Genomic DNA, 22,655 nt, shown 5'->3' with positions numbered 1-22,655 from the left:
GAGGCCACACGGGCCATACTGCCCCGCTATCTGGTCGAGCAGCGGCGGGCGGCGGGCGGCGGGCGGGAAAATCGTCCTACCCGCGCGGTTGTGGTGGGTTGGGCGCGGCCAGCAGGGATGCCAGCCGACGGATCCGGGTCAGGGTGCGTGCGGCGACGACCACACTGACGGCGGCGACCACACCGAAGATCACCGCGAAGCCCTCGTTGTCGGCGGCGAGCAGAGCGAGCAGGACCAGCCCGAGGCAGATGCCCAGGATGGCCAGCAGCGCTGCCCAGGTGGCCCGCCGCTGCTCGACCAGATAGCGGGGCAGTATGGCCCGTGTGGCCTCGTCCGCGGGCACGGCGCTGGTGTGCACTGCCTGGCGCAGCGCGTACCCCTCCGGATCGCGCCGGGCGGCCTGCTCGCCCGCGCTCCACCGACTGAAGTACACGGCGGGGCCGACCCAGACGAGGTTCAGCGCACCGTTCAGCACGGCCTCGACCAGCGGCTCCTGCCGGTCGAGGAGCCAGCGCACCGGCAGCCCGATGAGCACCGTCATCGGCACCCAGTAGACGGCCATGAGCTGCAAGCCGGGCGCCCGCTCGAAGAACCGCTTCCATCTCCCGCGCCGCCCGGCGGCCACACCCACCCGACGCTCCCCGTTGTCAATGTCCATCGACACCGGTTACCCAGCCACTCGATCCGCGACGCACCGTCAATCTTGGACAGTTTCCGTCATCCGCTGACGGAAACTGTCCAAGATCTGCACAGCTCAGGGTCAGCCGGCCATCACCCGCTGGTGCAGCGCGGAGACCGCCGAACGCGCCGCCACGAAAGCGCCGTGCTGCCAGGCCACCTCGTGGCTGAGCCAGTCCCCGGCGAAGTAGACCCGCCCGGCCGGCTGGAGCAGCAGGTTGTAGCCGGCCGTGCCGTACCGGGGCGACGTCCAGGCGCCCTCGATGTAGCGGGTCCGGTCCCAGGCGTGGGAGTACGAGGTGACCAGCTCACTGCGGTACTTGTCACCGTGGATCTTCACACCCTGGCTGATCGCGCGCTCGCTGCGCTGCTCCGGCGTGAGCCCGCTGTACGCCCTGGCGTTCGCCCCGGTGTTGTAGTACCCGACCACCAGGCCGCGCTTCCCGTGGAAGCCGTAGGACGGGTACCAGATGTGCGACAGGTCCAGGTCGGTCTCGGTGATGCCGCCGTAGATCCGCTGATCGGTCTCCCACCAGCGGCTGCGGTATTCCAGGCCGATCTTCCCGGAGGCGGTGACCGGAAAATCGGCCAGGGCCGCGGTCACCGCCGTGCCGAGATTGTGCGGCACCCGGGCCATCAGGTGCGGCGGTAGGGCCGCCACGCAGTAGTCGGCGGTGACCTGCGACTGCCGGCCGCCCTGCCGATAGGTCACCTCGACCCGGCTGCCCCGGTCGGTCACCCCGGTGACCTCGGCGTTGAGTCGGATCCGGTGCGGGCCCACCGCGCGGGCCAGGGCTCGGGGGATCTGGTCCATCCCGCCGACCGGCTGGAACATCAGCATGGCCTGGTCGTAGCCGAACTCAAAGGAGAAGTACCGGCCGATGTTGCTGGCGAACACGTCGGCGAGCGCCGGCGGCGCACCGAGCGGACTCCCCACGTCGTTACCCGCACCGGGATACGCGGAGAAGCCGCGACGGTTGGTCCCGGTGTACGCCCAGTCGCTGGTCCGTCCGCCGATCGCGCCGAAGCTCTGCAGGAACGACAGCAGCCGGTCACGGTCCTCGGTGGTGAGCCGGGCGTCCAGCGCGCCCTGGTCGGTGGCCTTGGCGAGCAGCTCCGAGACGTAGCCGTACACGTCGGCCTTGGCGGTGCGGTACCGGACCGGCTCGGTCATCCCGGCGGACTCGTTGTAGATCCAGGCGTCGGCGTTCTGGTTCGTGAAGACCTCGATGGGTACGCCGAGTTCCCGGCAGTAGTCCATCGTGACCATCCACTGTGCGATGCGGCCCGGCCCGGCGTTGAAGTAGACCCCGTCGGAGAAGCCGGCCCGCTGGGTGCGTCCGTCGAGGTCGGTCTCGACGTCGCCGCCCCGAATGGTCAGGTTCCGCCCACCGACGCGGTGCCGCGCCTCCAGGACGGTGCAGTGATAGCCGGCCTTGCCCAACTCGTACGCCGTGGTGAGCCCGGCGATGCCGCCGCCGAGCACGACCACGCTGGCGCCCGACCGCCCGCTGAGAGTGAAGTCGGAGGGTTCCGGCGGCCGGAATGCCGGGGTGACCGAGGCCGCCGCGCTGGGGGCCAGCCCCATGGCGCCCATGGTGGCGAGCATCGCTCCGGCACCACCGCTGATTCCGACCGTACGCAGGAACCCACGCCGGCTGACCATCGACTGCGTCTGATCGCTCATAACGGCCTCCCCTACAAGATCGACTCGCATGAGTCTGCAGAGGATCTGTTACGCGGTTCACGCATCACCGTTTCCGGCGGGTATCGCCTCGGCGCGCGACCCGGGCGGCAATTTCCGCCGGCTCGGGCCGCGGTAGGCCCTGGTCGCCAGCTAGGCAGGCAGGGCGCGGGTGACGACGGTGAGGTCGGCGACCAGCCCCTCGTACGCCTTGTCCTGGTCGTCGGCCCGCAGGACGGCGGACGGGTGGATGGTGGCCAACAGCCGAGCCTGCGGCGCGTCGGCCCGCTTTCCGGCGTTGTCCACCGGCACCTGCTCGAAGTCCGCAGGATGTTGGGCCGACTCCGGCCAGGGCAGCAGCTCGCCCCGCTGCCGGGTCACCCGGAAGGACGGGCCGAGCAACGCCTTGGCGGCGGTCGCGCCGAGCACCACCACGACCTCCGGACGCAGCCGGGCGAACTCGGCGACCAACCAGGGGCGGCAGGCGGTGATGTGCGCCTGGTCCGGGGTCTGGTGGATCCGCCGCTTGCCGCGCAGCTCAAAACGGAAGTGCTTTACGGCATTTGTCAGGTAAAGGTGGCCCGGTTCCAGTCCGGCGTCGTCGACCGCGCGGCGCAGCAGGCGGCCGGCCGGGCCGACGAAGGGCAGCCCTTTCTGGTCCTCCATGTCGCCGGGCTGCTCGCCGACGAGCACCACGCGGGCGCTTTCGTCACCCCGGCCGAAGACCGTCTGCGAGGCGTCCCGGTACAGCTCGCAGCCCCGGCAGCCGCCCGCGGCGGTGCGCAGGTCGTCGATGGTGTCGGCGTCAGGCGGGATGAACCGCTGGGCGCCCGGAGCGCTCCCGGTCTGCTCGGCCATGCCGACTGTTATATACCCGTTCGATGCTCACCGCCGGATACGCCCCGGCCGCGACGCGTCAGTACCCGTTTCCGCCGCCGTCGCCGCCGGACGCGATCGCGATCAGCACGATGACGATGATGATGATCGCCACCGCAATGGCGATCCAGATCCCCTTACGAGCCCCACCTGAAGCCATGTCCCCCACCTCCGGGCGCCCGCATACCCGTCCCCGCCGTCCCGAATCCCCGCGATCTTGCACTTTCTGCACAGACCAACGTCCACAGACCCGACATTTCGCCAGCCGAAACTGCAAGATCGCGGGGGCGGGGCGGGGCGCGCGGGGGGCGAGGGCGGGGGGTCAGGTGGGGAAGCCTTTGGTGGGGGGTGGGTTTTCGGCGTGGGTCAGGGCGGCGGCCAGCGGGGCCAGGTCGGCGATGTCCAGGGAACTGACGGTGATGCGCAGAGCCGGCGGGGCGGCGATCCGGTAGAGCGCGCCGGGGGCCACCGCCCAGCCGGCGTCGCGCAGCGCTGTCACAGTGCTGGTCTCGTCCGCGACCGGCAGCCAGACGTTGATGCCGCTGCGACCGTGTGCGGTCAGGCCGCGATCGGCCAGAGCGGCGAGCAGCCCCTCGCGGCGCTGCTCGTAGCTCTGCGCCGCCCGCTGCACCAACTCGGTGACCGCCGGGTCCCGCCAGAGGGCGAGCACCAGACGTTGCAGCACTGTGGAGACCCAGCCGGCACCGACCCGGGTACGACCGCTCACCCGGGCCACTGTCGTTTCGTCGCCAACCAGCACCGCAAGCCGTAGGTCCGGGCCGAAGGGCTTGCTCACCGAGCGGAGGAAGGCCCAACTCGCTGTCGCACCGGCGAGCGGGTGCAGGGGTACGAGGGCCAGTTCGGCAGCGTGGTCGTCCTCGATCAACAGCAGGTCCCGTCGGCCGGCGAGGAGCGTCCGCAGCGCCTCGGCGCGGTCCGCGGAGACGGCGGCACCGGTCGGATTCTGTGCCCGGCTGGTGACGATCAGCGCCCGCGCCCCGGCGGCGAGCGCCGCGGCCACCCCGGCGACCAGCGGCCCTTCGTCGTCCACTGGTACGCCGATCGGGCGCAGGCCCAGCGCGGCGACGAGGTCGAGCAGGTTGGCCCAGCCCGGGTCCTCGACCGCCACCGCGTCGCCGGGGCGCAGGTGGACGCCGAGCAACCGCTCGATGCCGTCCAGCGCACCGCCGGTCAGGGTCAACTCCCCGGCCGGTACGCCGTCGGCGCGCAGCCGGGCGCGGGCCGTCTCGGCCAGTTCGGGCAGGACTCCGGCATCGGAGTAGCCGACCGACGGGCCGTTCTCGCTGGCGAGCGCCGCCAGGTGCGGGCCCAGCGGGGGCAGCAGACGGGGGTCGGGTTCACCGCGGGACAGGTCCCGGGCGCCGGGCAGCGGTGGGGGACGCAGTGCGGCGCGGCGGGCGGCCACCGGCGGGCGGGGGCGCACCCGGGTGCCGTGCCGACCAGCGGTGGCGAGCAGGCCGCGCTGGCGTAGCTCCTGGTAGGCGCGGGCGACGGTGGCGGGGCTGACCCCCAACTCGGTGGCGAGCGCCCGCACGGGTGGCAGGGCGGCTCCCGGTGACAGGGCGCCGGTACGGATGCCCGACTCGATGCTGGCCGAAATCTCGACGGCTGTCGTCCCGGTGAACTGATACTGTGCTGACACAAATAAGAGATTGTACTAGAACAAAGGGGCGAGCGCATGTATCCACCCACCGCCCGGACCACACCCCACCGCTCCCGCGACAAGATGAGCTACGACCAGGCCGCCGCCCACGCCGTGCTCGACGAGGCGTACGACTGCGCGCTCAGCTTCACCGTCGACGGCCAGCCACGGGTGCTGCCCACCCTGCACGTCCGCATCGGCGACACGCTGTACCTGCACGGCTCCACCGGCAGTCGGCCGCTGCTCGCCGCCCGGGGCGACGACGGGTTGCCGGTCTGCGTCGCGGTGACGATTCTCGACGGGCTGGTCTACGCCCGCTCCCAGTTCCACCACAGCGCCAACTACCGCTCGGTCGTCGCGCACGGCACCGCCCGACTGGTCACCGACGAGCGGGAGAAGCTCGCCATGCTCACCGCGCTGGTCGAGAAGGTCGGCGCGGGACGCAGCACCGCCACTCGTCCGCCCAGCCGTCGCGAGTTGGCCGAGACCGCCGTACTGGCGCTACCACTGCGCGAGGTGTCCGTCCGGGCCCGCACCGGAGGGGTCCGCGAGGACGAGGCCGACCTGGACCTGCCGCACTGGGCCGGCGTGCTGCCGCTGCGACTGACCGCCGGGGCACCCGAGCCGGACGCCGGAGTCACCGCGCCGCTGCCGGCGTACCTGCGGACGCCCCGCACACCCTGGCACGACCCGGTGCCGCTGCACGGCGAGCACGTTCGGCTGGAGCCGCTGGACCTCGCGCACACCGACGAGTTGCACGCCGCCACCACGGACCCTGAGGTGTGGCGACACCTCAACGTCGCGCCGCCCGCCGTCCCCGCCGAAACCGCCGAGGTGATCGGCACCGCCCTGGCCGCCCAGCACCGGGGCGAGCGGGTGGCCTGGGTGCAGCGGTGCACGGCGACCGGGGCGGTGGTGGGCAGCACCTCCTACTACGAGATCGACCCCCAGCGGCGGGCGGTGGCCATCGGGCACACCTTCCTCGGCCGGCCCTGGTGGCGTACCGGGATCAACACCGAGGCGAAGTTGCTGCTGCTCGGTCGGGCCTTCGACGACCTGGGCGGGGTACGGGTCACCTGGCACACCGACATCCGCAACGTTCGCTCCCAGGCGGCCATCGAACGGCTCGGGGCGACCCGGGAAGGGGTGCTGCGGATGCACCGACAACGCCTGGACGGCTCCTGGCGGGACACCGTGCAGTACGCGATGACCGTCGACGAGTGGCCGAACGCACAGGCCAGGCTGCGGGAAAGACTTCTGCGGACGGCACCGGTGGCGTGATGATGGCGGGCGTGCTGGGGATCACCGACATCTGGACGTACGTGCTGGGCACCGTGGCCATCATCCTGCTGCCCGGGCCGAACTCACTCTTCGTGCTCTCCACCGCCGCCAAACGAGGCGTCGCGGTCGGCTACCGGGCCGCTGCGGGCGTGTTCGTCGGCGACGGGGTGCTGATGTTCCTCTCCGCCGCCGGGGTGGCGTCGTTGCTCAAGGCGTACCCGCCGCTGTTCATGGTGATCAAGTACGCCGGTGCCGCGTACCTCGGTTATGTCGGGGTGACCATGCTGCTCGGCGCCGTGCGGCGCTGGCGCGACCGCAACGACCCGAGCACGCCGCGGCTCATCGACGCCGCGGAGCCGGCGGCGATGCGCAGCCCGTTCCGCAAGGCGCTGGTGATCAGCCTGCTGAACCCGAAGGCGATCCTGTTCTTCATCTCGTTCTTCATCCAGTTCGTCGACCCCGGTTACGCGTGGCCGGCGCTGTCGTTCCTGCTGCTCGGGCTGATCGCGCAGGTGACCAGCGTGCTCTACCTGACCGCGTTGATCTTCGCGGGCACCTTCCTGGCCGCCCAGTTCCGCCAACGCCGCCGCCTGGCGGCCGGCGGCACCACCGCCGTGGCAGCCCTGTTCCTGGCCTTCAGCCTCAAGCTGGCCACCGCCACCGCCGGCTGACCCCGCGCCCCCCCGCGCCCGCGCCCGCTCCCGCCCGCCCGCAGCCCCGCAGCCCCGCAGCCCCGCAGCCCCGCAGCCCCGCAGCCCCGCAGCCCCGCAGCCCCGCAGCCCCGCAGCCCCGCAGCCCCGCAGCCCGCGATCTTGCACTTTCGGTTGACGAAACGCGCGCTTTCTACGAATTTGTCGCCGCAGAAAGTGCAAGATCGCGGAGGTCAGCGATGTCGCGTCCTCCGCACGCGTCGATCTTGGAGTTGTGGTGCCTCACGAAAGGCGCGAAACGGGATGTTCATCCCGCCACAACTCCATGATCGACGGGCCGTGGGACAGCGCGGGGTCGGCCGCGGGGGCGGCGCGGGGCGGGCAGCGCGAAGGGGCGAGGCGGGGCGAGTGCGTGGGGCGGGAGTTCACGTGCCGTCGCCGCCGCCGGAGCCGCCGCCTCCTATGCCGGCGCCGCCGGCTGTGCCGCCGAGGCCGTAACCCGGTCGGATCGGCTCGTCGGGGTGGCGGCTGACATGGGCCGATCCCGCGATCTGCGCTGACCAGTCGGCGTGTGCGGCAGCGGCGGCGTGCCGGTTGATCGCCTGGCGGATCCAGCCGTCCACAGTGGCGACCCAGTCCCGCCGGTCGGCGCCCTCGTGCCAGATCCGGAACCGGCTGATGCTCTGGTGGGTGATGCCGGCCAGCGCCAGCCGGCGGTCCATCCAGAGGATCGCCTCCAGACCCGCCGAGTTGGTCACGAAGATCACTTCCAGCTCGGTGATCGGGCCGGCGTAGAGCGGTCCGACCCAGTAGCCCCAGCGCTGGTGCAACGGCAGGGTGTGTTCCACCCCCGGCAGCCCGCCCTCCTGCAACCCGGACTGGCGGATCATGAAGCCGAGGGTGTCCAGCGCCGCCAGCACGTGCTGCTGGGTGGGGATCGGGTGCACGAAGACCGGCACCATGGCCCCCTGGTCGAGATCGGGGTCGAGGGACACCTCGGTCCGCAGACCCATCCGCAGGCTCAGCAGCGGCACCCCACCGAAGGTGGTCACCGGGGTCTCCCACGGCAGCGGGAACGCGAAGTCGACAGCCCGCCGCCGACCGGCCGGTACGACGAACCGGCCGGCGATCGGCAGGTCGAAGAACTGCATGAGACGCCGGGGCGCGGACGGGTCGTCCGGCTCGACGGTGGTGACCAGGCCGAGTCGGATGTGCCGCACCAGCACGTTGTCCGGGCCGGCCGCGAGGGTCACCCGCCCGGGCAGGCGCAGGCCCGGTCGGGTACTCGGGTTGGGCAGCGTGGTCTGCACGGAGAGCCCGGTCCCACCGGACTCCGGGGACACTCCCGTCAGCCGCACCGCACGCCCCCCTCCCGGGACGGGGGCCGTGCCGGCCCCACCCGGCGCGCCTACCCGGTCGAGGTGACCTCAAGCTTGCCGCGCCGACCCGGCCACGCCTCCTCGGCGCGGCCGGGTCGTAGGGTCACCGCAACCGCCGCCCGCGGGGCACCGTGTCGGTCTCGTCGTCGAACTCCCCGATGACCTCCTCCAGGAGGTCCTCCAAGGCCACGAAACCGATCGGCCGGGCCGGGCCACCGCCGTTGCGGACCAGCGCGAGCTGTGACTGCCGGGCCCGCATCGCCGCCACCGCCTCGGTGACCGAGGACGTCGCGGGCAGGGTGAACGCGGGGGTCATCAGCTCCCCGGCGGTGGCGACCCGGCCGGTGGTGACCACCCGTACCGCCTCCCGCACGTGCACGAGCCCGCACACGTCGCCCGCCTCGTCGAGCACCGCGAGCCGGGATCGGCCGCTGTCCCGGCTGACCTCCTCGATCCGCTCGGCCGGGTCGTCGCGGCGGACGGTGACCATGGTCGCGAACGGTTCCATCACCTGCGCCACCGACGTGCCCTGCAACTCCAGCATGCTGGTCAGCAGCTGGTGCTGCTCAGCACCGAGCAGCCCGTGCTCCCGGGACTGCTCCAGCAGCATCCGCAGCTCGTCCGGGCCGTGCACCTGGGCGAGCTGGTCCTGCTGATTCACGCCGAACAGCCGCAGGATCGCGTTGGCCAGGGCGTTCAGTGCGGAGAGCACCGGCCGGGAAACCCGGGCGAAGGCGCGGAACGGCAACGCGAGCAGCGTCGCCGAGCGCTCCGCGTCGGTGATCGCCCACGACTTCGGTGCCATCTCCCCCACCACCAGGTGCAGGAAGGTCACCACCCCGAGGGCGAAGACCAGGGCGATCAGGTGACTGGCAGCGTCCGGCAGACCCACCGCGTGCAGCAGAGGGCTGAGCAGGTGCTCGATCGCCGGCTCGGCCAGCGCGCCGAGACCCAGGGTGCACAACGTGATGCCGAGCTGCGCGCCGGCCAGCATCAGCGACAGCTCGCGGACGCCATCCAACGCGGCCCGTGCCGCCCGGCCACCGTTTGCCGCCGCCTGTTCCAGGCGGTAGCGCTTGCTGGCCACCAGGGCGAACTCGGCGGCCACGAAGAACCCGTTCAGCGCCAGCAGGATCACCGAACTGAACAGTGCGATCCCGGGGCTCATGCGGTCACCTCGGGTTTGGTCAGCTGCAACCGCACCGAGTCGGCCACGTGCCGGTCCACGGCCAGCACCTCGACCAGCGCCCGGGGCTCCGCCTCGTTGACCTCGCCGTCCGCGCCCTCGGGTTGCAGGCTGATCTCCAATCGGTCACCGACCTCGGGCACCCGGCCCAGCTCCCGCATCACCAACCCGGACAGGGTGTCGTACTCGGGGGCCTCGGGCAGGGCGATGCCGGTGCTGTCGGCGACCTCGTCGATCCGCCAGCGGGCCGGCACCACCCAGGACCCGTCGTCCTGCCGGGCGGGTGCCCGGTCCGGTGGGTCGTCCTCGTCGCGGATCGGGCCGACCAGTTCCTCGGCGATGTCCTCGAGCGTGATGACGCCGGCGAAGCCGCCGTACTCGTCGACCACGCACGCCATCTGCCGGTGCCCGGACCGCAGGCGGTCGAGCACTGTGGGCAGGGGCAACGTCTCCGGTACGAGCAGCGGCGGCCCGGCCACCGCGCTCACCGGTGTGGTGGCCCGCTCCGCCGGGGGTACGCCGAGCACGTCGGCGATACCGACGATGCCGAGCACGTCGTCGACGCCCTCCGCACCGCGTACCGGGAAGCGGGAGTGGCCGGTGTCCAGCAGCTCGACCACCCGGCTCACCGGCTCGTGCGCCCGGACGGTGTGCACGTCGACGCGGGGCACCATGGCCTCGCCGGCGGTCAGCTCGCGGAAGTCCAGACCTCGGTCGAGCAGCGTGGACATCTCGGCGTCGAGGCTGCCCTCCTCGCGGGACTCGGCGATGATCTGTTCCAGGTCGGCCGGGGTGGCGCCGCTGGGCAGTTCCTCGATCGGTTCGATGCCGATCCGGCGCAGCAGCCGGACCGAGGCCCGGTCGAAGAGCCGGATCAGCGGCCCGGCGACGGCCAGGTAGATGAGGGTGGACCGGCTCAGCGCCCGAGCCAGTTGCTCGGCCCGCGCGATGGCCAGGTTCTTCGGGGCCAGCTCACCGAGGACCATCTGCACGATGGTGGCGATGACCAGGGCCAACGCCACCGACAGCGGCAGGCTGACCGCCTCGCTGACGCCGGCTACGCCGAGGAGGTCGGCGAGTCCGCCGCCCAGGTACGGCTCGGCGACGTAACCGACCAGCAGGGCGGTGACGGTGATGCCGAGTTGCGCGCCGGAGAGCATGAAGGAGAGCCGGCTGGTGACGGTCAGGGCCCGGGCGGCGGCTGGATCGCCGTCGTCGGCGAGCTGGCGCAGCTTGCCCCGGTCCACGGCGACGTAGCCGAACTCCTGCGCCACGAAGTAGCCGGTGGCGGCAGTGAGAACAATGATCAGAAGGAGACCAACGACGATCAACACGGGTCGCTCAGGGCTCCCGGGGTCGTCGGTACGGGGATATGCCGGGCACGACCCGGCTGGCTACTGCTGCCCTCCTGGGCAGAAGAGTCGATCATGCCGCTATTTTATCGGCGCTGGCTGGGACTCCGCTGGGGGTGGGCCGAAGGAGCGGATCGTCCGGTTCACCGGAACCGCCCGGGGCCGTTCACGCCGGGCCCGCCGATCCACCACCTGATCCGCGTTCGGCCAGCTCATCGGCGTCGAGCAGGCTCCGGTCAAGCCGCCCCGACCGGTACGCGGCCCGCCCGATCATCTGCGCCGCGACCGGCGCGGTGGACAACTGGAAGACCGCCACCAGCAGGATCATGCCCAGGTCCGCCGGGGACCGCAGCCGCAACGCGATGCCCAGCAGCAACAGGAGCACCCCGAGCACCTGTGGTTTGGTGGCCGCGTGCATCCGGGACAGCGCGTCCGGGAACCGCAGTACGCCGATCCCGGCGGCCAGGGCGAGCAGCGCGCCGGCCACCAGACAACCGGCGCCGAGCCAGTCCGCGATCGTCGCGATCACTGCTGCTCCCGGACGGCGAAGCGGACCAGCGACACCGAGCCCACGAAGCCGAGCAGGGAGAGCACCACCAGCACGGGCAGCGTGGTGGCGTGCCGGTTGACCGCCGCCTCGGCGCCCACCCCGGCGACCATCGTGGCGAGCAGCATGTCCGCGGCGATCACCCGGTCGACCAGCGACGGGCCACGGTAGAGCCGGGCCAGCGCGAGGAGCGCGGTGACCGACAGCAGTGCGGTGAGGACGACGGCCAGGAAGGTGGTCACGGGCGGGTTCCCTTCTCGGGTGAGGTGACGTCGAGTCGGCGCAGTTCGCTGGTGGAGCCGATCGCGCGGACGATTCGCCGCTCGACGGTGAGCGTGCGGGCCCGGGCCACGTCCAGGTCCCTGGGACTGTGGGTGTCCAGGACGTGCAGGTAGAGAGTTCCGGAGTCCCGGTCCACCTCGAGGATCAACGTGCCCGGCACCAACGAGACCGCCTCGGCGGTGAGCGCCAGGTTCAGGTCGGTGGCCACCCGCAACCGGACCCCGATGATCGCCCCGCGCGGTCGGTAGCCGGGCTGCACGGCGATCCGGGCGATGTGCAGGCTCGCGCTGACCAGCTCGACGGCGAACCGGCCCGCGAACACCAGCAGCGCCCACGGTCGCAACCGGCCACCGAAGCTGACCGCCGGCAGCGGGTAGAACACCAGCACGGCCGCACCCACCAACAGGCCACCGATCAGGTTGGCCCAGTTGACGTCACCCCAGAGCAGGATCCAGACCACCACCAGCCACCCGAGCGCCACCGCCTGGTCCCGCCAGCGCCCGAGCCGCCCTCGCCCCACGATGGCGGGCCCGGGGGTGTCGGGAGCCGGCTCCGGGGGGCCGGTCACGGCACACCGCCCGGCAGCACGGCACGGACGTACGGGGTGCGCAGCCTCAGGTCTGAAGCCGCGTCGGTGGTGACGTCGAAGAGCGGACCGGCCAGCACTGTCAACGCGAGCCCGAGGGCGACCAGGGCCACTGTGGCGCCCACCATCAGCCTCGGCAGCTGGATCCCCGGCTCGCTGGTGGCCAGCCGGGGCGCGCGCCAGAAGGCGATGTTCCACGCCCGGGACGCCACGTACAGGGTGAGCAGGCTGGTCAGCGTGCCGGCCGCGACCAGCACCCCGGGCAGCGGCCCGCCGGCGGCCACCCCGGCCTGGAGCAGGCCGAGCTTGCCGAGGAAGCCGGAGAACGGTGGTACGCCGGCGAGATTCATGGCCGGGATGAAGAAGAGCACGCCCAGCAGCGGCGCCACCCGGGCCAACCCGCCGATACGACGCAGGTCGGTGCTGCCGGCACGCTCCTCGACCAGGCCGGCGACGAGGAACAGCGTGGTCTGGATGGTGATGTGGTGCACCACGTAGAAGATCGCGCCGGAGAGGCCGGCTACGGTGCTCAACGCCACCCCGAAGATCATGTAGCCGATGTGACTGACCAGGGTGAACGAGAAGAGGCGCTTCAGGTCGGACTGGGCCACCGCGCCGAGGATGCCGACCACCATGGTCAGCCCGGCGACGACCATGAGCAGGATGTGGGCACGCCCACCCGGAAACAGCAACGTCTCGGTACGGATGATCGCGTAGACGCCCACCTTGGTGAGCAGACCCGCGAAGACGGCCGTGACCGGAGCCGGTGCGGTGGGGTAGCTGTCCGGCAGCCAGGCCGACAGCGGGAAGACCGCCGCCTTGATCGCGAAGGCCAGTAGCAACATCAGCTCCAGGGCCAGTCGGACACCGCCGGGCAGGTCGTCGAGACGCTGGGCGAGCTGGGCGAGATTGAGTGTGCCGGTGGCCGCGTACACCAGACCCACCGACGTCAGAAAGATCATCGAGGAGAGGATGCTGACCACCACGTACGTCGACCCGGTCCGGATCCGGGTTTCCGTCCCCCCCAGGGTGATCAGCACGAAGCTGGCGGCCAGCAGGATCTCGAACCCGACGAAGAGGTTGAACAGGTCACCTGCCAGGAACGCGTTCGTGACACCCGCCGTGAGCACCAGGTACGTCGGGTGGAAGATCGACACCGGGGAGCTCTCAATCGTCTCGCTGCCGCCCTGGCCCACCGAGTACAGCAACACGCACAGCGTCACCGCCGACGAGACCACGACCATCAGCGCGGCCAGCTGATCGGCCACCAGGACGATGCCGACCGGCGCCGGCCACCCCCCGACCGCCACCACCACCGGCCCGTGCCGGTACGCCTGCACCAGCAGCACCACCGCCACCGTGAGCGTGCCGCTCAGACACAGCACGCTGATCGCGCGCTGGATTCGGGGCTTCCCGGCCAGCAGCAGGGTCAGCGCCGCACCGAGCAGCGGCACCACCACCGGCAGCGGCACCAGGGCGCGCATCACGACTCGTCCCCGCGTCGTAGCCGTCGGCGGGCCGGCTCGGGATCGACCTGTTCCGGGTCTCCGTTCGGGCCCTCGCCACCGTGATCGACAGTACCCACCTCGTTGCGTCCGGCCCGGCGGATGATCTGCCTGTCCTCCAGGTCGTCGGGCACCTCGTCGTCCCCGGACAGATACCAACTGCGGTACGCCACAGCGAGCAGGAACGCGGAGAACCCGAAGGTGATCACGATGGAGGTCAACACCATCGCCTGCGGCAACGGGTCGCTCATCCGCTCCACCGGACCCGTGCCGACGATCGGCGCCCCACCCGACCGCCCGCCCAACAGAATCAACAGGTTCACCCCGTTGCCGAGCATGATCACCCCGAGCAGGATCCGGGTCAGGCTGCGCTCCAACAGCAGAATCACCCCACACCCGACCAGCACCGCGACGGCGAGCACCAGCACCAACGTCGGCCCCGCACCGCTCCTCGTCATGCCCGGTCCCCCTTGTCGACGGCCAACCCGCCGCTGGCCGTTCCAGTGGCCTCGATGTGCCGGTCCACCTCGGCACCGAGGCTGCGCAGGATGTCCAGGACCAACCCGATCACCACCAGGTACACGCCGATGTCGAAGAAGAGCGACGTGACCAGATGGGCGTCGCCGATCAGTGGCAGGGTTCGGTCGACCTTCGCGCTCTCCAGCACCGACCCGCCGAGCAGCAGCGCCACCACGCCACTGCCCACCGCCATCGCCAGCCCGGCGCCGAGAATCGCGCCAGCGCCGATCGGGGCCGCCTCGGTCAGCTCGTACCGGCCTCCGGCCAGGTAGCGCACCACCAGGGCGAGACCCGCCACCAGCCCGCCGGCGAACCCGCCGCCCGGCGCGTTGTGCCCGGAGAAGAGCAGGAACAGCGAGAACAGCACCACGGTGTGGAAGATCAGCCGGATGACCACCTCCAACACGATGGAGCGGCGCTCCTCGTAGAGGGTGGGGCCACCGCGCAGCCACACCGGCCGGCCGCGTCCGCTCTCCTCCTGCTCGGCACCGGGCCGGCGCGGCCGCGGCCCGGTGCGGGAGCGCTCGAAGATCAGGCTGGCCACCCCGGTCGCGGCCACCACCAGCACCGCCAGCTCGCCCATCGTGTCCCAGGCCCGGATGTCGACAAGGGTCACGTTGACCACGTTGCGGCCGTACCCGTGCACCACCGCCAGATCCGGAAAGGCGGCGGAGATGTCCGGTGCCCGGCGGGCACCGACGGCGGTGAGGGCCAACCCGGCGGCCACCACACCCGCCGCCACCCCGATCACCCGACGGACCCAACGGGTACGGCGCAGCGGGCGGGCCGAGAACCGCTCCGGCAGGCGACGCAGCACCAGCACGAAGACCGCGATCGTCGCGGTTTCCACCAGGAACTGGGTGAGCGCCAGGTCGGGCGCTCCGTGCAGCACGAACAACATCGCCGTGCCGTAGCCGGTCATGCCCACCAGCAGCATCGCGGTCAGCCGGCGACGGGCGCCGACCGCCAGCACCGCCGCCACCGTGATCACCACGACGACCACCGGTTGCAGCGCGCTGTCCCAGAGTGGAATCCGCGCACGCCAAGGGCTGGCGGAAAGCATCGCCGCACCCGGCACCAGCACCAGTGTCACCAGGATGATGCCCAGATACTGCGGCAGCGAGCCACGCTGGGTCGCGCTGGTGACCTCGATGGCCATCCGGTCGAACCGGCCGACCACCCACTCGTACCCCTGGTTGCCTCCCACCGGTGACCGGAGCCGGGCCAGCACCGGGGCGAGCGGCCCGCGCGCGGCGAAGAGCAGACCGCCACCGACGAGCGCCAGCACGGACAGGCCGAGCGCCGGGGTCGGTCCGGCCCAGAGCGCCAGGTGCGCGTCGACACCGCCGAGCAGATCGGCGTACGGGCGCAGCACGTCGTCCAGCACGCTCGCGGCCGGACCGGCGAGCAGACCGACACCGGCGAGCACCGCGGGCGGGACCAGCAGCGACGCGGCGATCGAACCCTGCGGGACCGGCGCCACACCCGGCCGGTCGGCGAACGCGCCCCAGAGGAAGCGGGCGCTGTACGCGACGGTGAGCACCGTCCCGGCGACCAGGCCGGTGAGGAGCACCGGCTGGTCGGTGAAGGCCGCGAACACCGCCTCCTTGGCCACGAAGCCGACCAGCGGCGGCACACCGGCCATCGACGCCGCGGCCAGCACTGCGACCACTAACAGCGGCCGGGACCAGTGCCGCACCCCGGACAGCTCGCGCAGGTCACGGGTGCCGGCACCGTGGTCGATGATGCCGACGACCAGGAACAGCGCCGCCTTGAACAGGGCATGCGACAGCAGCATCGCGGTGCCGGCCAACGCGGCGTCGGGCGTGCCCGAGCCGGTCACCGCCACCAGCAGGCCGAGCTGGCTGACCGTCCCGTACGCCAGCAGCAGCTTGAGGTCGGTCTGACGCAGCGCGGCCCACCCGCCGAGCAGCATTGTCGCCACGCCGGCGACCTGCACCAGCGGCCGCCACGGGCCGACCGTGGCGAGGACCGGCGCGAGCAGCCCGACCAGGTAGACACCGGCCTTGACCATGGCGGCGGCGTGCAGGTAGGCGCTGACCGGAGTGGGTGCCGCCATCGCGACCGGCAGCCACGAGCTGAACGGCAGCACCGCCGACTTGGACAGCGCGCCGGCCAGGATCAGTAGCACGGCGCCCACCAGGTACCCGCCTCCCGGCAGAGGCTGCTCGCTGATCTCCGACCAGCGGTAGGTGCCGGCGTGTTCGCCCAGCATGATGAAGCCGACCAGCATGGCGAGTCCGCCCAGCGTGGTGACTGTCAACGCCTGTGCCGCCGCCCAACGGCTGGACCGCCGTTCGGTGCTGTGCCCGATCAGCAGGTACGAGAAGATCGTGGTCAGCTCCCAGCCGACGTAGAGCAGCAGCAGGTCGTCGGAGAAGACCAGCGCGAGCATCGCGCCCGCGAAGGCGACCAGGACCGCGACGAACCGCGCCAGCCCGCTGGAACCGGCGCCGAAATACCGGGCGCTGTAGACCAGCACCAGCGCGCCGACGCCGCCGATCAGCAGCGTCATCAGCCAGGACAGCGTGGTGAGCCGGAACGCGATGTCGAGGCCCAACTGCCGGATCCACGGGTACGTCTCGACCACCGCCCCGCCATCGGCGACGGCCGGAGTGCGGGCCACCGCCCAGCAGAACGCGGCAGCCGGCGCGAGCGCCAGCGGGTAGCACGCACGCGGACCCCACCGGCGGACGAGCAGGGGCGCGGCGAGAGCCGCCACGAGATGGAGGATGAGCAGTACCAGCACCTGCGCTCCCGATCGACATGGCCGACGCCCGTGGCAGCGGTGGCGCCTAGCAGCGATCAGACGCCAGTTCCTCCCCCGCCGGGCGGTTTTGCCAGAATTCGTCCCCTCAAGCCCTCCAACCCCACTCCACCCCCACCCCGACCCCCACCCCTCAGCCCCAGGAAGTGCAAGATCGCGGGGAACGAGGAGCGCACCCCGGTCGATCATGGAGTTGTGGTGCCCGATTTGGTCTTTCACGGGTCACTTGTCACCCACCACAACTCCTTGATCGACGGGTGGGTGGGGGCGGACGGGGCACGCGTGGGGCGCGGACCGCAGCCAGGGGTACGGGGCGCGGGCGAAGGCGCGGGGCGCGGGGTGGCGGTGGGGCGCGGGGTGGCCGTGGGGCGCGAGGCGCGGGGTGGGGCGGGGTTGTCAGGTCAGGAGGGCGTTGTTGAGGGGTTGCGCGTCGTCGGGTGCGGGGCGCTCTCGGCGCAGCTCGGCCAGCAGGTCGGGGCGGCCGAGTTGGCGGGCGACCCGGTCGACCACCCGCTCGGCGGCGGTCAGCGACCGCACCGACAGCAGGCGGCCACGGCTCTCGCGACGCAGCACGAAGTAGTGCACCGCCACGCGGACCTGACCACGGTCGGCGGCGCTGGCCTGGGCGGTGCAGAGAACCATCTGCCGTAGACAGTGGGCGAGGCGTTCGGCGAGCTCGAGCTCGGGGCCGTGCAGGCCAGCGCGGAGCGCGGCGAGGTGGCTGTCGACCTTGCGAATCAGCACGTCGGTGCCCGGTTCGACGGTGCGCTGCTCGCCGGCCATCACATCCCCTCACCCCGGTTCGCGTTGCGAGTGAAGTTACTTTATGTTGCTCCTCAGAAGCAAGCAGTTAAGTGAGACTTAACGTATTAAGCGCACCTTCCACGCTTTTTGCCTTTTGCTGGTTCATTCCGTCGTGAGGTCGCTCGTGCATGTCGGACCCGCGGGGCACGATGGACCGGTGACCGGGGCAGACGCAGACGCCGGCGCGGTGCTGGCCGGGTTCGGCCCGGCCACCCGCGCCTGGTTCGACAACGCCTTCGCCGCCCCGACCGCCGCGCAGACCGGCGCCTGGCGGTCGGTCGCCGCCGGCCGCAACGCGCTCGTCGTGGCGCCCACCGGCTCGGGCAAGACGCTCGCGGCCTTCCTCTGGTCACTGGACCGACTCGCCAGCGAGCCAGCACCCGCCGAGGCCCGCCAGCGGTGCCGCGTGCTCTACGTCAGCCCGCTCAAGGCTCTCGCCGTCGACGTTGAGCGCAACCTGCGCGCTCCGCTGGCCGGCATCCGGCAGGCGGCCACCCGGTTGGGCGTCGCACCGCCCGACATCACCGTCGGCATGCGCACCGGCGACACGCCCGCCGACGAGCGACGCGCCTTCGCCCGCACCCCACCGGACATCCTCATCACCACGCCCGAGTCGCTGTTCCTGCTGCTCACCTCCGCGGCTCGCGACTCGCTGCGCGGCATCCAGACGGTGATCGTCGACGAGGTGCACGCGGTGGCCGGCAGCAAACGCGGCGCTCACCTCGCCCTCTCCCTCGAACGCCTCGACGAGCTGCTGCCCGCCCCGGCGCAGCGCATCGGCCTCTCGGCCACCGTCCGGCCGATCGACGCCTGTGCGCAGTTCCTCGGCGGCGCCCGCCCGGTCGACGTGGTGCAGCCGGCCACCCCCAAGACCATCGAGGTCAGCGTCGAGGTCCCGGTGGAGGACATGACCCGCCTGGACGAGCAGGAGCAGCCACCAGAGGACGACCTCGGCGGCCCCGGGCCACGTCGGGCGTCGATCTGGCCGGCCGTGGAGGAACGGGTCTTCACCCTGATCGGGCAGCACCGCTCGACCATCGTCTTCACCAACTCCCGGCGTAGTGCCGAGCGCCTCTGCGCCCGGCTCAACGAGCTGGCCGCCGAGGCGGTGGCCGCATCCGCGTCGGGCGAGGGCGGGATCGGCGTACCGGAGGGGTTGCCGGCCGGCGACGACCCGGCGGGCGACGGTGACCCGGCATCCGGCGCGCAGCGCTGGGGCGGTCCCGCCGGTCCGCTGCGCAACCGGCCGCCGGCCGAGGTGATGGCCCAGTCCGGCGCGGCCACCGGCGCGGCGCCCGTGATCGCCCGCGCCCACCACGGCAGCGTCTCCCGGGAGGAGCGCAAGCACATCGAGGAAGCGCTCAAGTCCGGCCGGCTCCCGGCGGTGGTGGCCACCTCAAGCCTGGAGCTCGGCATCGACATGGGCGCTGTCGACCTGGTGGTGCAGATCGAGGCGCCGCCCAGCGTGGCTGCCGGTCTGCAACGGGTCGGCCGGGCCGGGCACCAGGTGGGCGCGGTCTCGCGGGGGGTGGTCTTCCCCAAGCACCGCGGCGACCTGCTCTCCTGCGCGGTGGTCGCCGAGCGGATGACCGCCGGAGCGATCGAGGAGCTGCACTACCCGCGCAACCCGTTGGACGTGCTGGCCCAGCAGATCGTGGCGATGGTGGCGCTGGAACCGTGGGCGCTGAGCGACCTGGCCGTGCTGGTCCGCCGGGCCGCGCCCTTCGCCGAGCTGCCCGACTCGGCGCTGCACGCCGTGCTCGACATGCTCTCCGGCCGCTACCCGTCCACGGCGTTCGCCGAGCTGCGCCCCCGGCTCGTCTGGGACCGGGCCACCGACGTGCTCACCGGCCGCCAGGGGGCGCAACGCCTCGCGGTGACCAGCGGCGGAACCATCCCCGACCGGGGTCTGTTCGGGGTCTTCCTGGCCGGTGCCGAGCGGGCCGCCCGCGTCGGCGAGCTGGACGAGGAGATGGTCTACGAGTCCCGGGTCGGCGACGTCTTCCTGCTCGGGTCGTCCTCCTGGCGGATTGAGGAGATCACTCCGGACCGGGTGCTGGTCTCGCCCGCCCCGGGGCAGGCCGCCCGCATGCCGTTCTGGAAGGGCGACCAGCTGGGCCGGCCGGTGGAGCTGGGCCGGGCGATCGGCGCCCGGGTCCGCACCCTGCTGCGCCAGACCGACGAGGCGGCAGTGGCCGCGCTACGCGACGGTGGGCTGGACGACTGGGCCGCCGGCAACCTGATGGCCTACCTGCGCGAGCAGCGGGAGGCCACCCGCTCGCTGCCCGACGACCGCACTGTGGTGGTCGAGCGGTTCCGCGACGAGCTGGGTGACTGGCGGCTGGCCGTGCACAGCGTGCTCGGTGCCCGGGTCAACGGACCCTGGGCCCTCGCGGTGGGCCGCCGGCTGGCCGAGCGGTACGGGGTCGACGCCCAGGTGATGCCCTCCGACGACGGCATCGTGGTGCGTCTTCCGGACACCGCCGACGAGCCGCCCGGCGCCGACGTGGTGGTCTTCGAGCCCGACGAGATCGCCCAGCTCGTGGAGGAGTCGGTCGGCACCTCCGCCCTGTTCGCCGCCCGTTTCCGGGAGTGCGCCGCCCGGTCCCTGCTGCTGCCGCGCCGCGACCCGCGGCGCCGCCAACCGCTCTGGCAGCAACGGCAGCGGGCCGCGCAACTGCTCGACGTCGCCCGCGAGTACGCGGACTTCCCGGTCACCCTGGAGGCTGCCCGGGAGTGCCTCCAGGACGTCTTCGACCAGCCGGCGCTGGCCGGGTTGATGCGCGACCTGGCCAGCCGCAAGGTGCGGCTGGTCGAGGTGGAGACCAGCGCGCCGTCGCCGTTCGCGCGGTCGCTGCTCTTCGGCTACGTCGGCGCGTTCCTCTACGAGGGTGACGCCCCGCTGGCCGAGCGCCGCGCCGCCGCACTCGCCCTCGACTCCACGCTCCTCGGCGAGCTGCTCGGCCGTGTCGACCTGCGGGAGTTGCTCGACCCGGCGGTGCTCACCGAGACCGACCGGCAACTGCGGTGGCTGACCGAGCAGCGCCGCCCCCGCGACGCCGAGGACGTCGTCGAGCTGCTGCGGGTGCTCGGTGACCTGAGCGACGCCGAGTTGACCGAGCGGGGTGTGCCGGAGACGTGGCTCAGTGAGCTGGAGGCCACCCGCCGGGTGCTGCGGGTCCGGATCGCGGGCGAGCAGCGCTGGGTGGGTGTCGAGGACGCCGCCCGCCTGCGCGACGCCCTCGGCGTGGCGCTGCCGATGGGGGTGGCCGAGGCGTACCTCGCTCCGGTGGCCGATCCGCTCGGTGACCTGGTGGCCCGCTACGCCCGCACCCACGGGCCGTTCGCCGCGGCGAGCTGCGCGGCCCGGTTCGGGCTCGGGGTGTTCGTCGTCGAGCAGGCGCTGCGCCGGCTCGGCGCCACCGGGCGGGTGGTCTCCGGGGAGTTCACACCGGATTCGGCCGGCGCCCAATGGTGCGACGCCGAGGTGCTGCGGATGTTGCGTCGCCGCTCCCTCGCCGCGCTGCGCCGGGAGATCGAGCCGGTGCCGCCCCGGGCCCTCGCCACGTTCCTGCCGCGCTGGCAGCAGGTCGGCTCGTCCGCCCGAGGTGTGGAGGCGCTCGCCGCCACCGTGGAGCAGTTGCAGGGCACTGCGGTTCCGGCGTCAGCGCTGGAGCGGTTGGTGCTGCCCGCCCGGGTGGCTGACTACTCCCCCGCCCAGCTGGACGAGCTGTGCGCCAGCGGGGAGGTGCTCTGGGCGGGGTCGGGCGCGATCTCCGGGGGCGACGGCTGGGTCACCCTGGCGTACGCGGACGCCGCACCGCTCCTGCTCCCGCCGCCCGACGAGGCGTTGACCCGTACCCCGCTGCACGACGCGGTGCTCGACGCGCTCGGCGACGGGCAGGCGCTCTTCTTCCGCCCGCTGGCCGACCGGGTCGGGTCGACCGACGACGCCGCGTTGACCGCTGTGATCTGGGACCTGGTCTGGGCGGGGTACCTCAGCAACGACACCCTCGCCCCGCTGCGCGCGGTGCTCGGCGCCGGCGGCGCGCACCGCTCCCGGCCGTCCGCGCCCCGCACCCGTTACCGGCGGCCCGGTCGGGTGGCGCTGCCGACCCGGGGTGGCCCGCCGACGGTCGCCGGCCGCTGGTCGCGTCTCCCGGAGCGGGACCTCGACCCGACCCGACGGGCCGCCGCGCTCGCCGACCTGCTGCTGGAGCGGCACGGGGTGGTCACCCGGGGCGCGGTGATGGCCGAGCAGGTGGTCGGTGGGTTCTCGGCGGTCTACCCGGTGCTGTCGGCGCTGGAGGAGCGCGGCGCGGCCCGCCGGGGTTACTTCGTCGAAGGGCTCGGGGCGGCGCAGTTCGCCGTACCCGGTGCTGTGGACCGGCTGCGCACGCTGGCCGAGCCGACAGACGGCGCCCGAGGTCGGGGCGCGGTGGCGACGGTGCTCGCCGCGACCGACCCGGCCAACCCGTACGGTGCGGCGCTGCCCTGGCCGGAACGGGTGATCGACTCCGGCGACGGCGCCACCCCGGCGACCGGGCACCGGGCCGGTCGCAAGGCGGGCGCCCTGGTGGTGCAGGTCGGCGGTGACCTCGTCCTCTACGTCGAACGCGGCGGCCGAACGCTGCTCTCGTTCACCGACGACACCGATACGCTCGCCGCAGCCGGCAAGGCGCTCGCCGACGCCGTCCACTCGGGCGCGTTGGGCGCGATGTCGGTGGAGCGGGCCGACGGCGAGGCGGTGCACTCGTCGCCACTGCGGGACGCGTTGACCGCCGCCGGCTTCCGGGCCACCCCCCGGGGCCTACGCCTGCGCGGCTGACCCGCCAGTTCCGGACCACCCTTGTGGGCCGGGCGTGCCCGGCCGCC

17 protein-coding genes are annotated in these 22,655 nt (G+C 72.5%); 3 read left to right on the top strand and 14 right to left on the bottom strand.

Annotated features, from left to right (window positions below):
• Positions 1-76: 76 nt before the first annotated feature.
• The 4 genes from AB0B68_RS18445 to AB0B68_RS18430 form a co-directional block, all read right to left on the bottom strand.
• Positions 77-658, bottom strand: coding sequence for a hypothetical protein (locus AB0B68_RS18445; RefSeq protein WP_357195154.1), 582 nt, complete (start codon positions 656-658; stop codon positions 77-79).
• Between the two features lie 102 nt (positions 659-760).
• A complete protein-coding gene (locus AB0B68_RS18440; protein WP_355009516.1) occupies positions 761-2,365 on the bottom strand; it encodes an FAD-dependent oxidoreductase in 1,605 nt (534 codons plus the stop codon).
• Between the two features lie 150 nt (positions 2,366-2,515).
• Positions 2,516-3,220, bottom strand: a complete 705-nt coding sequence (locus AB0B68_RS18435) for a UdgX family uracil-DNA binding protein (protein ID WP_357261294.1) — start codon at positions 3,218-3,220, stop codon at positions 2,516-2,518.
• A gap of 340 nt (positions 3,221-3,560) precedes the next feature.
• On the bottom strand, positions 3,561-4,901 hold the full coding sequence (locus AB0B68_RS18430; RefSeq protein ID WP_357261291.1) for an aminotransferase class I/II-fold pyridoxal phosphate-dependent enzyme: 1,341 nt from the start codon (positions 4,899-4,901) through the stop codon (positions 3,561-3,563).
• Positions 4,902-4,937: 36 nt separating this feature from the next.
• Here AB0B68_RS18430 and AB0B68_RS18425 point away from each other — a divergent pair, with 36 nt between their 5' ends.
• Together AB0B68_RS18425 and leuE are read left to right on the top strand one after the other, a co-directional pair.
• Positions 4,938-6,182, top strand: coding sequence for a bifunctional pyridoxamine 5'-phosphate oxidase family protein/GNAT family N-acetyltransferase (locus AB0B68_RS18425; RefSeq protein WP_357261288.1), 1,245 nt, complete (start codon positions 4,938-4,940; stop codon positions 6,180-6,182).
• Positions 6,182-6,853, top strand: a complete 672-nt coding sequence (leuE, locus tag AB0B68_RS18420; protein ID WP_357195268.1) for a leucine efflux protein LeuE — start codon at positions 6,182-6,184, stop codon at positions 6,851-6,853. The genes AB0B68_RS18425 and leuE overlap by 1 nt, the downstream gene beginning before the upstream one ends.
• Positions 6,854-7,257: 404 nt before the next feature.
• Here the strand turns inward: leuE and AB0B68_RS18415 are convergent, their stop codons facing one another.
• The 10 genes from AB0B68_RS18415 to AB0B68_RS18370 all read right to left on the bottom strand — a co-directional run bounded on the left by AB0B68_RS18415 (position 7,258) and on the right by AB0B68_RS18370 (position 17,759).
• Positions 7,258-8,190 (bottom strand): sporulation protein, encoded by a 933-nt coding sequence (locus tag AB0B68_RS18415; RefSeq protein WP_357195168.1) that lies wholly within the window; start codon positions 8,188-8,190, stop codon positions 7,258-7,260.
• Between the two features lie 124 nt (positions 8,191-8,314).
• On the bottom strand, positions 8,315-9,379 hold the full coding sequence (locus AB0B68_RS18410) for a hemolysin family protein (protein WP_355009521.1): 1,065 nt from the start codon (positions 9,377-9,379) through the stop codon (positions 8,315-8,317).
• Positions 9,376-10,731, bottom strand: a complete 1,356-nt coding sequence (locus AB0B68_RS18405; protein ID WP_357261285.1) for a hemolysin family protein — start codon at positions 10,729-10,731, stop codon at positions 9,376-9,378. The genes AB0B68_RS18410 and AB0B68_RS18405 overlap by 4 nt, the downstream gene beginning before the upstream one ends.
• A 184-nt stretch (positions 10,732-10,915) precedes the next feature.
• Positions 10,916-11,275 carry a monovalent cation/H(+) antiporter subunit G gene (mnhG, locus tag AB0B68_RS18400; protein WP_355009596.1) on the bottom strand — a complete coding sequence of 120 codons (360 nt, stop codon included), beginning with the start codon at positions 11,273-11,275 and terminating at the stop codon, positions 10,916-10,918.
• Complete coding sequence (locus tag AB0B68_RS18395; protein ID WP_355009523.1) at positions 11,275-11,538, bottom strand: monovalent cation/H+ antiporter complex subunit F; 264 nt, start codon at positions 11,536-11,538, stop codon at positions 11,275-11,277. The genes mnhG and AB0B68_RS18395 overlap by 1 nt, the downstream gene beginning before the upstream one ends.
• Positions 11,535-12,146 carry a Na+/H+ antiporter subunit E gene (locus tag AB0B68_RS18390; RefSeq protein ID WP_357195176.1) on the bottom strand — a complete coding sequence of 204 codons (612 nt, stop codon included), beginning with the start codon at positions 12,144-12,146 and terminating at the stop codon, positions 11,535-11,537. Before AB0B68_RS18390 ends, AB0B68_RS18395 begins: the two co-directional genes overlap by 4 nt.
• Positions 12,143-13,648: a Na+/H+ antiporter subunit D gene (locus AB0B68_RS18385; protein WP_357261282.1), complete on the bottom strand. Its 1,506-nt coding sequence runs from the start codon at positions 13,646-13,648 to the stop codon at positions 12,143-12,145. Before AB0B68_RS18385 ends, AB0B68_RS18390 begins: the two co-directional genes overlap by 4 nt.
• Positions 13,648-14,127 carry a Na(+)/H(+) antiporter subunit C gene (locus tag AB0B68_RS18380; RefSeq protein ID WP_357261279.1) on the bottom strand — a complete coding sequence of 160 codons (480 nt, stop codon included), beginning with the start codon at positions 14,125-14,127 and terminating at the stop codon, positions 13,648-13,650. The genes AB0B68_RS18385 and AB0B68_RS18380 overlap by 1 nt, the downstream gene beginning before the upstream one ends.
• Entirely contained in the window at positions 14,124-16,958 is a 2,835-nt protein-coding gene (locus tag AB0B68_RS18375; protein ID WP_357261276.1) for a Na+/H+ antiporter subunit A, read from the bottom strand. The genes AB0B68_RS18380 and AB0B68_RS18375 overlap by 4 nt, the downstream gene beginning before the upstream one ends.
• A 414-nt stretch (positions 16,959-17,372) precedes the next feature.
• Entirely contained in the window at positions 17,373-17,759 is a 387-nt protein-coding gene (locus AB0B68_RS18370; protein WP_357195188.1) for a hypothetical protein, read from the bottom strand.
• A 178-nt stretch (positions 17,760-17,937) separates the two neighbouring features.
• Here AB0B68_RS18370 and AB0B68_RS18365 point away from each other — a divergent pair, with 178 nt between their 5' ends.
• Positions 17,938-22,608 (top strand): DEAD/DEAH box helicase, encoded by a 4,671-nt coding sequence (locus AB0B68_RS18365; RefSeq protein WP_357261273.1) that lies wholly within the window; start codon positions 17,938-17,940, stop codon positions 22,606-22,608.
• Positions 22,609-22,655: the final 47 nt, after the last annotated feature.

Source organism: Micromonospora sp. NPDC049049 (assembly GCF_040649115.1).
In the GTDB taxonomy this organism is placed as follows: Bacteria; Actinomycetota; Actinomycetes; order Mycobacteriales; family Micromonosporaceae; genus Micromonospora.
This window is presented reverse-complemented; position numbering and strand designations above follow the sequence as displayed.

Excerpts from the sequence above, each read along its gene's own strand:
- AB0B68_RS18445 (WP_357195154.1), bottom strand. The coding sequence starts at position 658 with ATGGACATTGACAACGGGGAGCGTCGGGTGGGTGTGGCCGCCGGGCGG.
- AB0B68_RS18440 (WP_355009516.1), bottom strand. The coding sequence starts at position 2,365 with ATGAGCGATCAGACGCAGTCGATGGTCAGCCGGCGTGGGTTCCTGCGT.
- AB0B68_RS18435 (WP_357261294.1), bottom strand. The coding sequence starts at position 3,220 with ATGGCCGAGCAGACCGGGAGCGCTCCGGGCGCCCAGCGGTTCATCCCG.
- AB0B68_RS18425 (WP_357261288.1), top strand. The coding sequence starts at position 4,938 with ATGTATCCACCCACCGCCCGGACCACACCCCACCGCTCCCGCGACAAG.
- leuE (WP_357195268.1), top strand. The coding sequence starts at position 6,182 with ATGATGGCGGGCGTGCTGGGGATCACCGACATCTGGACGTACGTGCTG.
- AB0B68_RS18410 (WP_355009521.1), bottom strand. The coding sequence starts at position 9,379 with ATGAGCCCCGGGATCGCACTGTTCAGTTCGGTGATCCTGCTGGCGCTG.
- AB0B68_RS18385 (WP_357261282.1), bottom strand. The coding sequence starts at position 13,648 with ATGCGCGCCCTGGTGCCGCTGCCGGTGGTGGTGCCGCTGCTCGGTGCG.
- AB0B68_RS18380 (WP_357261279.1), bottom strand. The coding sequence starts at position 14,127 with ATGACGAGGAGCGGTGCGGGGCCGACGTTGGTGCTGGTGCTCGCCGTC.
- AB0B68_RS18370 (WP_357195188.1), bottom strand. The coding sequence starts at position 17,759 with ATGGCCGGCGAGCAGCGCACCGTCGAACCGGGCACCGACGTGCTGATT.